The following is a 13,348-nucleotide window of genomic DNA, read 5'->3' as shown; positions in this document are numbered from 1 at the left end:
GCGCGGCGGCCTGAGCACCCCCGTGGAGGGCACGATCCTCACCGTCCTCGGACCGGGCCGCCGAGTCCGCGCGGGACTGCCCCGAGCAGCGGCTCGAACAGGTCGCCTGCGCCGCGGCCGACGGGGCGGCGCGCGCGCTCGGCGACGACCCCCGCCAGCTCGGCGTCCTGCGGGCCGCCGGTGTCGTCGACGCCGGTGCGCGCGGGCTGCTCGTCCTGCTGGACTGCCTGGTCGACGAGGTGTGCGGGCGGACCGCCGAGCGCCCCGTCTACACGGCCGGGCAGACGGACGGCGATTCCCCGCACGACGTCGCGGGTCGGCCCACCGCGGATGGTCGCTCCGAGGAACCACCGGCGCGCCCCGGAGACGAGGCGGGAGATCCGGCGGCCGAAACGGCCGGGCGCGCCGCCCCGGCAACGGATCTCGGCGCGCGCCCGACGGCGGGCTCGCCCACCGACGGGTCCGCGCAGACGGCCGGACCCGCACAGACCAGCGTGGCGGCGGGGACCAGCGTGGCGGCACAGACCGGCGGCGCCGCGCGGTCGGGCGGGGTAGCGCAGACCGACGGCGCACAGGGCGGCGGGGCGGCGGAGACAAGCGGGGTAGCGCAGACCGGCACGTCGGCGCAGACGTCCGGGGCAGCGCAGCCCGGTGGGGCGGCGCAGGCGGGCGGGGTAGCGCAGCCCGGTGGGGCGGCGCAGACGTCCGGGGCTGCACGGAGCGGCGGGGTGCCGCAGACAAGCGAGGCGGCGCAGACCGGGACGCCGGCGCAGCCGGGCGGGGCAGCGCACAGCGGCGGGGCAGCGCAGGCGAGCGGGGCAGCGCAGGCGAGCGGGGCAGCGCAGACCGGCGTTGCGGCAGGGACGGGCGGGGAGGCGCGGACCGGCGTTGCGGCAGGGAGCGGGGAGGCGCGGACCGACGTTGCGGCAGGGAGCGGGGAGGCGCAGACCGGCGCGGCCGCATCGCGCCCGGATTATGCCCCGGTGGCCCGGCGGGCGATGGCGGAGCTGGCGCACGCCGATCGGTCCGGGGAGTTCGGCGGCACCGAGGACCCGCACTTCGAGGTGATGTACCTGGTCGAGGGGGCCGGTACCGACGGGGCGGACCGGCTGCGCGACCGGCTGTCCGTGCTAGGGGATTCGGTGGTCGTCGTCGGCGACGGCGCCGGGACCTGGTCGGTCCACGTGCACTGCCGTGACGCGGGCGCCGCGATCGAGGCGGGGATGGCCGTCGGCACCGTCCGCGGGATCCACGTCGAGAGTTTCGCGGTGACCGCGCCGCACGCCGACCATCTGCAGACCGGCGCCGAGGTCTTCGCCGCGCTGTCGGAGGCGGAGGCCGCCGCCGAGGGGGACGGGGCGGGCGGCACGGGGTCGGCGCGGGGCAACCGGTCCAGCGGCCTGCGCAGCGTGCTGGCCGAGTTGCGCAGCACCCTGCGGGCGACCGGTGACGCCGCCGGATCGACGACCGTGCTGAGCGCGGCCGTCAGCGCGGCGCTGCGCGGGGCGGGCGGCTCGTCGCCGCGGGTGCCCGCGGGGGTGCCCGCCGATCGCGGTGTGCTCGCGGTCGCCCAGGGGTCGGGCGCCGCGCGGCTGTTCGAGGACGCGGGCGCGGTGGTGCTGCGCGGGGACCGTGGCGTGGGCAGCGACGTGCTGCTGGCCGCCATCCGCCGCATGCCGCATCGCGAGGTGTTGGTCCTGCCCAACGGCGCGCTGCCCGCGCAGGAGCTGGTCGCGGTCGGCATGGCCGCGCGGGCCCGCTCGCGCGAGGTGCTGCTGCTGCCCAGCGCCTCCATGGTGCAGGGGCTGGCGGCGTTGGCGGTCCACGACCGTGAGCGCATCGCCGCCGACGACGTCTTCGCCATGTCCGAGGCGGCGGCGACCATGCGCTGGGGCGCGCTGCGCGCGGCCCGGGTGCGGGCGCTGACGATGGTCGGGACCTGTTCGCCCGGTGACGGTCTCGGCCTGGTCGGCCAGGACGTGGTGGTGATCGATCCCGACGTGGCGGGCGCGGGCCGCATCCTGCTCGACCGGATGCTCGGGCTCGGCGGTGAGCTGGTGACGCTGCTGCTGGGCGCCGAGGCGGGCGAGGAGCTCGCCCGCGAGCTGGAGGAACATGTGACGGCCGGGTTCCCCGGTGTCGAGGTGGTGGTGTATTCCGGTGGGCAGCAAGCGGATCTGGTGCAGATCGGGGTCGAGTAGAGATGGGGCCGAGTAGATGACGACACTGAGCGACCGTCTCGATCACGTGCTGGGTGCGAAGGCCGCCGGGCAGTTGGCCGAGTCCTTCGACATGACCACCGTGGAGGATCTGCTGCGCCATTACCCGGCCCGCTACGCCACCCAGGGGCAGCCGCTGACCGAGGAGCAGCCCGAGGAGGGCGCCCACATCACCGTCATGGGCCGGATCACCAAGGCCGAACTGCGCCCGATGAAGAACCGGCGCGGCAAGATGCTGCGGGTGCAGCTCGACACCGGCGGCGCGAGCCCGGTGGAGGCCACCTTCTTCAGCGGTGACAAGGTCGGCTACGTGGTGCGCGAGGGCGTGCGGGCCATGTTGTCGGGCACCGTGCACTGGTGGCGCCCGGACCGCTGGAACCTCTCGCATCCGGACTACCTGATCCTGCCGGACAAGGCCGAGGCCGGCGTGGAGGAACTGACCACCGTGCGCGGGAGCGGCGCCCTGCGCGGACTGGCCCGCAGCGCGAAGGGCGAGGGCGGCGTGGACGCCTCCTTCTTCGAGCGCGAGTTCGTCCCGGTGTATCCGGCGACGGCCAAGGTGCAGAGCTGGGACATCCTGGCCTGTGTGCGCCAGGTCCTCGACCAGCTCGACCCGATCGAGGACCCCCTGCCCGAGGACCTGCGTGCCGACCGGCAGCTGCTCGGTGTCTCCGACGCGCTGCGCCTGATCCACCTGCCCGAGCGCCGCGCCGACATCGAACAGGCCAGGGAGCGGCTGCGTTTCGACGAGGCCCTCGCCCTGCAGCTGGTGCTGGCCGAGCGCAGGCACGAGGTGGAGGGGCGTACCGCGCCCGCCTGCCCGCCGCGGCCCGACGGGCTGGTCGCCGCCTTCGGCGAGCGGCTGCCGTTCACCCTCACCGACGGGCAGCGTCAGGTCATCGACGAGATCTCGCAGGACCTGTCGCGCACCCGGCCCATGCACCGGCTGCTGCAGGGCGAGGTCGGTTCCGGCAAGACCATCGTCGCCCTGCACGCCATGCTGCAGGTGGTCGACTCCGGCAGGCAGTGCGCGCTGCTCGCCCCGACGGAGGTGCTGGCCGCCCAGCACTACCGGTCGCTGTCGAAGATGCTCGGCGACCTGGGCACCGCCGGGGAACTGGGCGCCGCCGAGGACGCCACCAAACTGGTGCTGGTGACCGGCTCGATGTCGGCGGGCGCGAAGAAGGCGGCCCTGCTGGACGCGATGACCGGCACGGCGGGCATCGTCATCGGCACGCACGCCCTCATCCAGGACAACGTCGAGTTCTTCGACCTCGGCGCGGTCGTCGTGGACGAGCAGCACCGCTTCGGCGTCGAACAGCGGGACGCGCTGCGGGCCAAGGCGAAGAACGGGGTGAGCCCGCACCTGCTGGTCATGACGGCCACCCCGATCCCGCGCACCATCGCCATGACCACCCTGGGCGACCTGGAGACCTCCACGCTGACCCAGCTGCCGAGCGGCCGTTCGCCGATCACCTCCCGGGTGGTCGCCCGCAAGCTGCATCCGGGCTGGGTCGACCGTGCCTGGGAACGCATCCTCGAGGAGGTCGCGGCGGGCAGGCAGGCCTATGTGGTGTGCTCGCGGATCGGCGACTCCGACAACGATGCCGAGCAGCCGGGCAAGGGCCGCAAGAAGAGCGAGGAGAAGGAGGGGCCGACCACCCAGGCCGCGCTCGACATGTACGAGCAGCTCTCGGCGGGCGCCCTGGCCGGGGTGCGGGTCGGCCTGCTGCACGGCCGGCTGCCCGCGGACGAGAAGGACACGGTGATGCGGCAGTTCAACGCCGCCGAGATCGATGTCCTGGTGTGTACCACCGTCGTCGAGGTCGGGGTCGACGTGCCCAATGCGACGGTCATGGTGATCGTGGACGCCGACCGGTTCGGCGTGAGCCAGCTGCACCAGCTGCGCGGCCGGGTCGGCCGGGGCGAACACCCCGGGCTGTGCCTGCTCATCACCGACGCGGCGCCCGGCGGCAGCGCCATGGCCCGGCTGGAGGCCGTCGCGGGCACCACCGACGGCTTCGAGCTGTCGGTGCTCGATCTGCGCCAGCGCCGCGAGGGCGACGTGCTCGGCGCCGCGCAGTCGGGCACCGCGCGGTCGCTGCGGCTGCTGTCGCTGCTCGACGATCTCGAGGTCATCACCGCCGCCCAGGAACTCGCGCGCGCGGTGGTCGCCGAGGATCCCGGCCTGGCCCGCCATCCCGGCCTGGCGCAGATGATGCGGGCGGCCGTGGACGGCGAGCGGCTGGAGTACCTGGCGAAGTCCTGATCAGCGGGCCAGCCGCGGATAGGGCAGGTCGGTGCTGGTGTGTTCGGCGAGGGACAGCGGCCTGCCGATCTGCGGGAAGGCGCGCTGCGCGCAGGCGGGTCGCTCGCACACCTTGCAGCCCGCGCCGATCGGCACCGCCACCGAGGGGTCGGCGATGTCCAGGCCCTGGGAGTAGACGAGCCGGTCGGCGTATTCGATGTCGCAGCCGAGACCGATGGTGAACTGTTTGGTGGAGGTGCCGAACCCCTGCGGCGCGGCGCTGGTGGTGCGGGCGATCCACAGGTAGCGCCTGCCGTCGGGCATCTCGGCGACCTGGGTGAGGATGCGGCCCGGATGGGCGAAGGCCTCGTGGGTCACCCACAGGGGGCAGGAACCGCCGACCCGGGAGAAGTGGAAGGCGGTGGCCGACTGGCGTTTCGAGATGTTGCCGGCCCGGTCGGTGCGGACCAGGAAGAACGGCACACCCCGCTGACCCTGACGCTGCAGAGTGCTCAGCCGGTGGCAGACCGTCTCGAAACCCACTTCGAAGCGCAGCCCGAGCAGGTCGACGTCGTAGTGCAGTTCCTCGGCCGAGCGCAGGAACCGGCCGTAGGGCAGCACCAGCGCGCCCGCGAAGTAGTTGGCCAGCCCGATCCGGGCCAGCGTCCGCGATTCCCCGGTCAGCGCGGGCGATTCGGAGAGGACGGTGTCGATCTCGCGGCTGTAGAGCAGCAGGCCGAGGGTGGTGGCGATCTGGAAGGCGCGCTGGCCGGGCCGCAGCCTGCGGGCCAGGGTGAGGGTCCGGGTATCCGGGTCGTAGTGGCGTTTGGGGATGTTCGGGTCGGCGCCGTCGCCGCGCACCAGCACGGTGACCCCGGCGCGTTCCTCGGCGACGCGGGCCAGCTGCCGGTCGAGGGAGCCGATGCTCAGGCCGGACTCCTCGAACAGCTGCTCGGCGGCGTGGTCGAGGGTGGAGATGTGGTTGCGGTGGTCGTAGAAGAAGTCGCGCACGTCCTCGTACGGCATCGGGGTGCCGGGGGCGCCGGTCGGGGTGTCCACGCGCGAGGACAGCAGATCGAGCTGATCGGTGGCGGCGCGCAGCCGCCGGTGCATCGCGATGACGATCTTGGTGACCTCGGGTAGCCGGGTGGCCAGCTCCTCGACCTCGGTGAGCGGCGCGGTGTCCCCGCCGCCCGCCGCCTCGACCAGCACCTCGTGCAGATCCGAGACCAGCCGGGCGTCGGAGTCGGCCGCGAAGAACTGCACGTCCAGGTCGAACGTCGAGTTCAGTTTCAGCAGAACCGGAATGGTGAGGGGCCGCTGGTCGCGCTCGAGCTGATTGAGGTAGCTGGGCGAGAGATCCAGGGATTTGGCCAGCGCTGCCTGGGTCATCCGCCGTTCTTCGCGCAGTCGGCGCAACCGGGCGCCCGCGTACATCTTGCGCACGGGAGAGATCCTAGCGCGCATCGTTCGCAAAGTTCGCTGGACTGTTCGCATCCGATCGGAGAAGCCCGGTCTTGCAAGGGATTCTGCGCGTGGAGGGGGCTGTGTAACGTGCGAAGCAAACCGGTCGGTCCGTCGACACGGTGCTGCGGGTCCCTCTCACGGACCCGGAGCACCGTTCGCCGGAACACCCGTCCCCGCCCGGGGGAGGTCCCCGCGGGCGGCACGGGCGCGCGGTCAGCGCAGGGCGTGCGCCGCGGCGACGAGATTGCGCAACGAGGCCTCGACCTCGACCGGACCTCGGGTCTTGAGGCCGCAGTCCGGATTGACCCAGAGCCGCTCGGCGGGAACGCCTTTCAGTGCCGCACGCAGTGCCTCGGTGATCTCCGCCACCGAGGGCACCCGCGGCGAGTGGATGTCGTAGACACCGGGGCCGACGCCGAGGTCGAAACCGGCGGCGTTCAGGTCGCCGAGGACCTCCATCCGCGAGCGGGCCGCCTCGATCGACGTCACGTCGGCGTCCAGCCCGGCGATGGCGTCGATGATCGCGCCGAACTCCGAATAGCAGAGGTGGGTGTGGATCTGGGTGGTGTCGGCGACGCCGGTGGTGGCCAGCCGGAACGCCGCCACCGACCACGCCAGGTAGGCGGGCTGCTCGGCCGCGCGCAGCGGCAGCAGTTCGCGCAGCGCCGGCTCGTCGACCTGGACGATCCGGACGCCGCTCGCCTCCAGGTCGGCGACCTCGTCGCGGATGGCGAGGGCGACCTGGCGCGCGGAGTCGGCCAGAGGCTGGTCGTCGCGGACGAATGACCAGGCCAGGATGGTGACCGGCCCGGTGAGCATGGCCTTGACCGGTTTCGCGGTGCGCGTCCGGGCGTAGCCGATCCACTCCAGGGTCATCGGCGCGGGCCGGGTGACGTCGCCGAACAGGATCGGCGGGCGCACGCAGCGGGTGCCGTAGGACTGCACCCAGCCGTGCTCGGTGGTGGCGAAGCCGTCGAGCAGCTCGGCGAAGTACTGGACCATGTCGTTGCGTTCGGGCTCGCCGTGTACCAGCACGTCGAGGCCGAGGCGTTCTTGCAGGGCGATCACCGCGTCGATCTCGGCGCGCATCCGCCGCACGTACTCCGCCCGGTCGATCCCGCCGGCGCGCAGCTCGGCGCGGGCGCGCCGGATGGCCGGGGTCTGCGGGTAGGACCCGATCGTCGTGGTCGGCAGCGGCGGAAGATCCAGGTGCGCGCGCTGTTTCGCGCGGCGGTCGCCCGCCGGGGCGCGCCGTGTGTCGGCGGGGGTCAGCGCGGCGAGGCGGGCGCGCACGGTCTCGTCGCGCAGGCGCGGATCGGTGCGCCGGGTCGCCGCGGCGTCGCGGGCGGCGCGCAGGGCGTCGGCGACGGCGTCGGTGCCCTCGGTCAGCGCCGTCGCCAGGGCCGCGATCTCGGCGACCTTCTCCGCGCCGAAGGCCAGCCAGGAGCGCAGCCGCTCGTCCAGGCCGGCCTCGGCCGACAGCGCGTAGGGCACGTGCAGCAGCGAGCAGGAACTCGACACGGCCACCGCGGCGGCGCTGCCGAGCAGCGTGTCCAGCGTGCTCAGCGCGGCGTCCAGGTCGGCGCGCCAGATATTGCGGCCGTCGACCACGCCCGCCACCAGTAGTTTCCCGGTCAGCGCAGACACCGGGGCCACCGCCTCGGCCGGCGCGTCCCCGGTGCAGTCGAGCGCGATGCCCTCGACCGGCGTCGCGGCCAGCGCAGCCAGGGCGGCGCCGGGGTGGCCGAAGTAGGTGGCCACCAGGACGGCCGGGCGATCGTCGCCCGCCGCCAGCGCGGTATAGGTGGCGCGGACGGCGGCGAGCTCGGGCTCGGACAGATCGGTCACCAGGATCGGCTCGTCGAGCTGCACCCACGCCGCGCCCGCCTCCGCAAGCCGCGTCAGCAGTTCCCGATACAGCGGCACGAGGTCGCGCAGCCGGTCCAGCGGGTCGCCGTCGGCGTGCTTGCTCAGCTTCAGGAAGGTCAGCGGGCCGAGCACGACCGGGCGGGCGGGCACGCCGAGCTCCAGTGCCTCCGCCAGCTGTTCGAGCAGGTCGTCGGGGTGCAGGGCGAATCGGGTCGCGGCGTCGATCTCGGGAACCAGGTAGTGGTAGTTCGTGTCGAACCACTTGGTCATCTCCAGCGGCGCGACGGAGTCGGTGCCGCGGGCGGCCGCGAAGTAGCGGTCGAGCGGGTCGGCGACGCCGGCGACGCGGGCGGGCAGCGCGCCGAGCAGCGCCGCGGTGTCGAGGACGTGGTCGTAGTAGGAGAAGGTGCCGACCGGCACCGAATCCAGCCCGGCCTCGGTCAGGGCGCGCAGCTGGTCACGGCGCAGCCCGGCGGCCACCGCGCGCAGGTCCGCCGCGCCGGCGCGGCCCGCCCAGTAAGCCTCGGTGGCACGCTTGAGCTCGCGGTGCGGGCCCACCCGCGGCAGGCCGAGTACGGTGGCGGTGAAGGGGGAAGACGTCAGGGTCACAGGGGTTCTCCCGATGGGTTGCCGATGGCCCGCGCCCTGCGGGCGAGCGGCGACCAGCGAGCGCCCGGGGCGGGAATCGGCCACGGGGAGAACGGCACTGGAGGTCCGCGCGCCCAGTCCACGAGGCGGAGGCCGCCGGACACGGCGTGTCCGGCACAGCGGGCAGGTCTTCGGACTCGCGGGCACCGGAGGGCTCTCCGACCTACCGGCCGCCGCTTCCCGGGCGGACGCCCAGTGCGTGTGACGGCTTTCGTTCCTGCATACCGCTGCGGGACAGTCCCGGATTCCCACCGGGTTCCCTCTCGCCCGGCGCGCACCGCGCGCGGGTTTCGACGTCGGCGCGGGAGGTCGGGGCTCCGACTCTTCCACCGCGCAGGCGAACCAGCTGCGTCCGCCACCATAGGCCGTGCCGCCCGCTGATCGGGAGGCCGGAGCCGCGATGTGACGAGGAGCACTCCACGTCCGCTCGGTCGCCCGTCCGCCCGCCCGCGGGTCCGTCCCGGCCGGGCGAAACGCCCGTCACCTGCGGTGATGCCGAGCGGGTCGCGCACACCCGCCGGTGTGCCGCGGTGAGATATGACGGCCCGGTGAACGCAACTTCGCAAACCTGCAAGCCAATGATGTGAAGAGTGCTGCGAAGGGCCGATCCCTGTCGGTCGCGCCGGTGGCAGCGGGTACCTTGGGTCAATGTTCTCCAAAGTCCTGGTCGCCAACCGCGGCGAGATCGCCATTCGCGCCTTCCGGGCCGCGTACGAACTCGGCATCGGCACGGTCGCGGTCTTTCCCTACGAGGATCGCAACTCCGTCCACCGTCTGAAGGCGGCGGAGTCGTACCAGATCGGCGAGGAAGGACACCCCGTCCGGGCGTACCTGTCCATCGACGCGATCATCGACGCCGCCAAGAGCGCGGGCGCCGACGCGATCTACCCGGGCTACGGCTTCCTCTCGGAGAACCCGGATCTGGCCGCCGCCTGCGCCCGCGAGGGCATCACCTTCATCGGTCCCTCCGCCGAGGTCCTGGAGATGGCGGGCAACAAGGCCACCGCGATCGCGGCCGCGCGGGCGGCGGGCCTGCCGGTGCTGAAGTCCTCGGCGCCCTCGGCCGACGTGGAGGAACTGCTCGCCGCGTCCGAGGAGATCGGGTTCCCGATCTTCGTCAAGGCGGTCGCGGGCGGTGGCGGCCGCGGTATGCGGAGGGTCGCCGAGCCCGCGCAGCTGCGCGAGTCCATCGAGGCCGCCTCGCGCGAGGCCGAGTCGGCCTTCGGCGACCCGACGGTCTTCCTCGAGCAGGCCGTGGTCAACCCGCGCCACATCGAGGTGCAGATCCTGGCCGACGGGCAGGGCAACGTCATGCACCTGTTCGAGCGGGACTGCTCCCTGCAGCGACGGCACCAGAAGGTCATCGAGCTCGCGCCCGCGCCGAACCTCGATCCCGCGCTGCGGATGCGGATCTGCGACGACGCCGTCGCCTTCGCCCGCCAGATCGGCTACTGCAACGCGGGCACCGTGGAGTTCCTGCTCGACGAGCGCGGCAACCACGTCTTCATCGAGATGAACCCGCGCATCCAGGTCGAGCACACGGTGACCGAGGAGATCACCGACGTCGACCTGGTGCAGTCGCAGATGCGGATCGCCATGGGCGAGACGCTGGCCGACCTCGGCCTGAGCCAGGACACGGTGCGCATCCACGGCGCCGCGCTGCAGTGCCGCATCACCACCGAGGACCCGGCCAACGGCTTCCGGCCCGACACCGGCCGCATCACCGCCTACCGCACCCCCGGCGGCGCGGGCATCCGCCTCGACGGCGGGGCCAACCTGGGCGCGGAGATCGGTGCCTACTTCGACTCCATGCTGGTCAAGCTGACCTGCCGCGGCCGCGACCTGCCCGCCGCGGCGGCCCGCGCCCGCCGCGCGCTGGCGGAATTCCGCATCCGCGGCGTCACCACCAACATCCCCTACCTGCTGGCCGTGCTCGACGACCCCGACTTCCAGGCGGGCCGGGTCACCACCTCGTTCATCGACGAGCGGCCCGAGCTGCTGCGCACCCGGGTCTCGGCCGACCGCGGCACCAAGATCCTCGAGTACCTGGCCGACATCACCGTCAACAAGCCCAACGGGGAACGCCCGACCACGGTCTACCCGCACGACAAGCTGCCCGCCATCGATCTGTCCGCCGAGCCGCCCGCCGGTTCGCGGCAGCGGCTGCTCGAGCTGGGCCCGGAGGGTTTCGCGCGCGCCCTGCGCGCGCAGAAGGCCCTCGCGGTCACCGACACCACCTTCCGGGACGCGCACCAGTCGCTGCTGGCCACCCGCGTGCGCACCAACGGCCTGCTCGGCGTCGCCGGGCACGTGGCCCGCATGACCCCCGAGCTGCTGTCCCTCGAGGCGTGGGGCGGCGCGACCTACGATGTGGCGCTGCGGTTCCTGTACGAGGATCCGTGGGAGCGCCTGGCCGCCCTGCGCGAGGCAGTGCCGAACATCAACCTGCAGATGCTGCTGCGCGGGCGCAACACCGTCGGCTACACCCCGTACCCGGAGAAGGTCACCCGCGCGTTCGTCTCCGAGGCGACCACGACCGGTATCGACATCTTCCGTATCTTCGACGCGCTCAACAACGTCGACCAGATGCGCCCGGCGATCGACGCCGTCCGCGAGACCGGCACGGCGCTGGCCGAGGTCGCGCTGTCCTACACCGGCGACCTGATGAACCCGGGCGAGACCCTCTACACCCTCGACTACTACCTGAAGCTGGCCGAGCAGATCGTCGAGGCGGGCGCGCACGTGCTCGCCATCAAGGACATGGCCGGTCTGCTGCGCGCGCCCGCGGCCGCGAAACTGGTCACCGCGCTGCGCGCCAACTTCGACCTGCCGGTCCACGTGCACACCCACGACACGCCGGGCGGTCAGCTGGCCACCTACCTGGCCGCCTGGGAGGCCGGGGCCGACGCGGTCGACGGCGCCAGCGCGGCGCTCGCTGGCACCACCAGCCAGCCCGCGCTCTCGGCGATCGTGGCCGCGGCCGCGCACACCGAGCGCGACACCGGGCTGAACCTGCAGAACGTCTGCGACCTGGAGCCGTACTGGGAGGCGCTGCGCAAGGTGTACGCGCCGTTCGAGTCGGGCCTGCCCGCGCCGACCGGCCGCGTCTACACCCACGAGATCCCCGGCGGTCAGCTGTCGAACCTGCGTCAGCAGGCCATCGCGCTGGGTCTGGGCGACCGGTTCGAGGAGGTCGAGGCCAAGTACGCCGCCGCGGACCGCCTGCTCGGCCGCCTGATCAAGGTCACCCCGTCGTCGAAGGTCGTCGGCGACCTGGCGCTCGCGCTGGTGGGCACCGGGGTCTCGGTGGAGGAGTTCGCCGAGGATCCGGGGCGCTACGACATCCCGGACTCGGTCGTCGGCTTCCTGCGCGGCGAGCTGGGCACCCCCGCCGGTGGCTGGCCCGAGCCGTTCCGCAGCCGGGCCCTGGCCGGTCGCTCGGAGCCCAAGCCGGAGACCCCGCTGTCGGCCACCGACGAGAAGGAACTCGACGGCACCTCCGCCGAGCGCCGCGCGGCCCTGAACCGGCTGCTGTTCCCCGGGCCGACCGCCGAGTTCCTCGCCCACCGCGACAAGTACGGCGACACGACCCTGCTCTCGGAGAACCAGTTCTTCTACGGCCTGCGCCGGGGCGAGGAGCACCGGGTCCAGCTGGAGAAGGGTGTCACGCTGCTCATCGGCCTCGAGGCCATCTCCGAGCCGGACGAGCGCGGGATGCGCACGGTCATGTGCATCATCAACGGGCAGCTGCGCCCGGTGGCGGTGCGCGACCGGTCCGTCGCGTCGGAGGTCCCGGCCTCGGAGAAGGCGGTCAAGGACAACCCGCGCCACATCGCCGCGCCGTTCGCCGGCGTGGTCACCCTGGCCGTCTCGGAGGGCGACGAGATCGCCGCGGGCGACACCGTCGGCACCATCGAAGCCATGAAGATGGAGGCCGCCATCACCGCGCCGCGCGGTGGCACGGTCGGGCGCCTCGCCATCGGGCGGGTGCAGCAGGTCGAGGGCGGCGACCTGCTGGTCGAACTGGCCACCCTCGACTCGGAATGACCCGGATCGTCGCCGGTGCGGCGGGCGGGCGGCGCCTGAAGGTGCCGCCCGCCGGTACCCGGCCCACCTCGGACCGGGTGCGCGAGGCACTGTTCAGCGCCATCGACGCCCGGCTCGACCTGGACGGCGGGCGGGTGCTCGACCTGTACGCCGGCTCCGGCGCCCTCGGGCTGGAGGCGCTCTCGCGCGGGGCGGCCCACGCCCTGCTGGTCGAATCCGACCGCAGGGCCGCGGCGGTGGTGCGCGGCAACATCGCCGACCTCGGCCTGCCCGGCGCGGACCTGCGGCTCGGGACGGTGCGCACGGTGCTGGCCGCGGGCCCCTCGGCGCCCTACGACCTGGTGTTCTCCGATCCGCCCTACGACGTGACCACCGAGGAGGTGATCGCCGACCTGACCGCGCTGGCCGCGGGCGGCTGGCTGGCGCCCGAGGCGCTGGTCGTCGTGGAGCGATCGGTCCGCTCTCCCGAGATCGACTGGCCCGCGGGCTATTCCGCGGCAAAACCGCGCAAGTACGGCGAGACCAGGATCGAGCTCGCGGAGTTCCTCCGCGGCTGATGGGCGCGTCCGGCGCCGCCTGCTAGCGTTCGCAGCATGGCTGCCGCACTGTGTCCCGGGTCCTTCGACCCGATCACCAATGGTCACCTCGACGTCTTCACCCGCGCCGCGGCGCAGTTCGACGAGGTCGTCGTCACCGTCATGATCAACCCCAAGAAGCAGGGCATGTTCACGGTGGAGGAGCGGATGGAACTCATCCGCGAGGCCACCGGGCACCTGCCGAACATCCGCGTCGCGGCCTGGCAGGGCCTGCTGGTCGACTTCGCGCGCGAACAGGCCATCACCGCCATCGT

8 protein-coding genes and 1 riboswitch are annotated in these 13,348 nt (G+C 73.2%); of the genes, 5 read left to right on the top strand and 3 right to left on the bottom strand.

Annotated features, from left to right (window positions below; translation table 11 throughout):
- Positions 1-38: 38 nt before the first annotated feature.
- The gene (locus ON36_RS18900) at positions 39-305 is read right to left on the bottom strand and encodes a hypothetical protein (RefSeq protein ID WP_043655192.1); all 267 of its coding nucleotides are present in this window, start codon (positions 303-305) and stop codon (positions 39-41) included.
- A 189-nt stretch (positions 306-494) separates the two neighbouring features.
- Between ON36_RS18900 and ON36_RS18895 the strand changes: the two genes are divergently transcribed.
- Together ON36_RS18895 and recG are read left to right on the top strand one after the other, a co-directional pair.
- A complete protein-coding gene (locus ON36_RS18895) occupies positions 495-2,201 on the top strand; it encodes a fatty acid kinase subunit FakA-related protein (RefSeq protein WP_373281811.1) in 1,707 nt (568 codons plus the stop codon).
- 16 nt (positions 2,202-2,217) lie between these two features.
- Positions 2,218-4,488, top strand: a complete 2,271-nt coding sequence (gene recG / locus ON36_RS18890; protein ID WP_043655189.1) for an ATP-dependent DNA helicase RecG — start codon at positions 2,218-2,220, stop codon at positions 4,486-4,488.
- Here the strand turns inward: recG and ON36_RS18885 are convergent, their stop codons facing one another.
- Positions 4,489-5,913, bottom strand: a complete 1,425-nt coding sequence (locus tag ON36_RS18885; protein ID WP_174377588.1) for a short-chain fatty acyl-CoA regulator family protein — start codon at positions 5,911-5,913, stop codon at positions 4,489-4,491.
- A gap of 234 nt (positions 5,914-6,147) precedes the next feature.
- Positions 6,148-8,406 carry a 5-methyltetrahydropteroyltriglutamate--homocysteine S-methyltransferase gene (metE, locus tag ON36_RS18880; protein ID WP_174377589.1) on the bottom strand — a complete coding sequence of 753 codons (2,259 nt, stop codon included), beginning with the start codon at positions 8,404-8,406 and terminating at the stop codon, positions 6,148-6,150.
- Between the two features lie 170 nt (positions 8,407-8,576).
- Positions 8,577-8,713: riboswitch (cobalamin riboswitch) on the bottom strand.
- Between the two features lie 386 nt (positions 8,714-9,099).
- On the opposite strand from metE, the gene ON36_RS18875 reads away from it, so the two are divergent.
- The 3 genes from ON36_RS18875 to coaD form a co-directional block, all read left to right on the top strand.
- Complete coding sequence (locus tag ON36_RS18875; protein WP_043655182.1) at positions 9,100-12,498, top strand: pyruvate carboxylase; 3,399 nt, start codon at positions 9,100-9,102, stop codon at positions 12,496-12,498.
- A complete protein-coding gene (gene rsmD, locus ON36_RS18870) occupies positions 12,495-13,055 on the top strand; it encodes a 16S rRNA (guanine(966)-N(2))-methyltransferase RsmD (protein WP_043655180.1) in 561 nt (186 codons plus the stop codon). The genes ON36_RS18875 and rsmD overlap by 4 nt, the downstream gene beginning before the upstream one ends.
- 36 nt (positions 13,056-13,091) lie before the next feature.
- Positions 13,092-13,348 (top strand): pantetheine-phosphate adenylyltransferase (gene coaD, locus ON36_RS18865; RefSeq protein ID WP_043655178.1); only part of this gene is annotated, 257 nt, incomplete at its 3' end.

This window comes from Nocardia thailandica NBRC 100428, assembly GCF_000308795.1.
GTDB classification, from domain to species: domain Bacteria; phylum Actinomycetota; class Actinomycetes; order Mycobacteriales; family Mycobacteriaceae; genus Nocardia; species Nocardia thailandica.
The sequence above is the reverse complement of the archived record's forward strand: the minus strand, read 5'-3'. Positions and strand labels throughout refer to the sequence as shown.

Coding starts and splice junctions, on each gene's coding strand:
- ON36_RS18875 (WP_043655182.1), top strand. CDS start 9,100: ATGTTCTCCAAAGTCCTGGTCGCCAACCGCGGCGAGATCGCCATTCGC.
- rsmD (WP_043655180.1), top strand. CDS start 12,495: ATGACCCGGATCGTCGCCGGTGCGGCGGGCGGGCGGCGCCTGAAGGTG.
- recG (WP_043655189.1), top strand. CDS start 2,218: ATGACGACACTGAGCGACCGTCTCGATCACGTGCTGGGTGCGAAGGCC.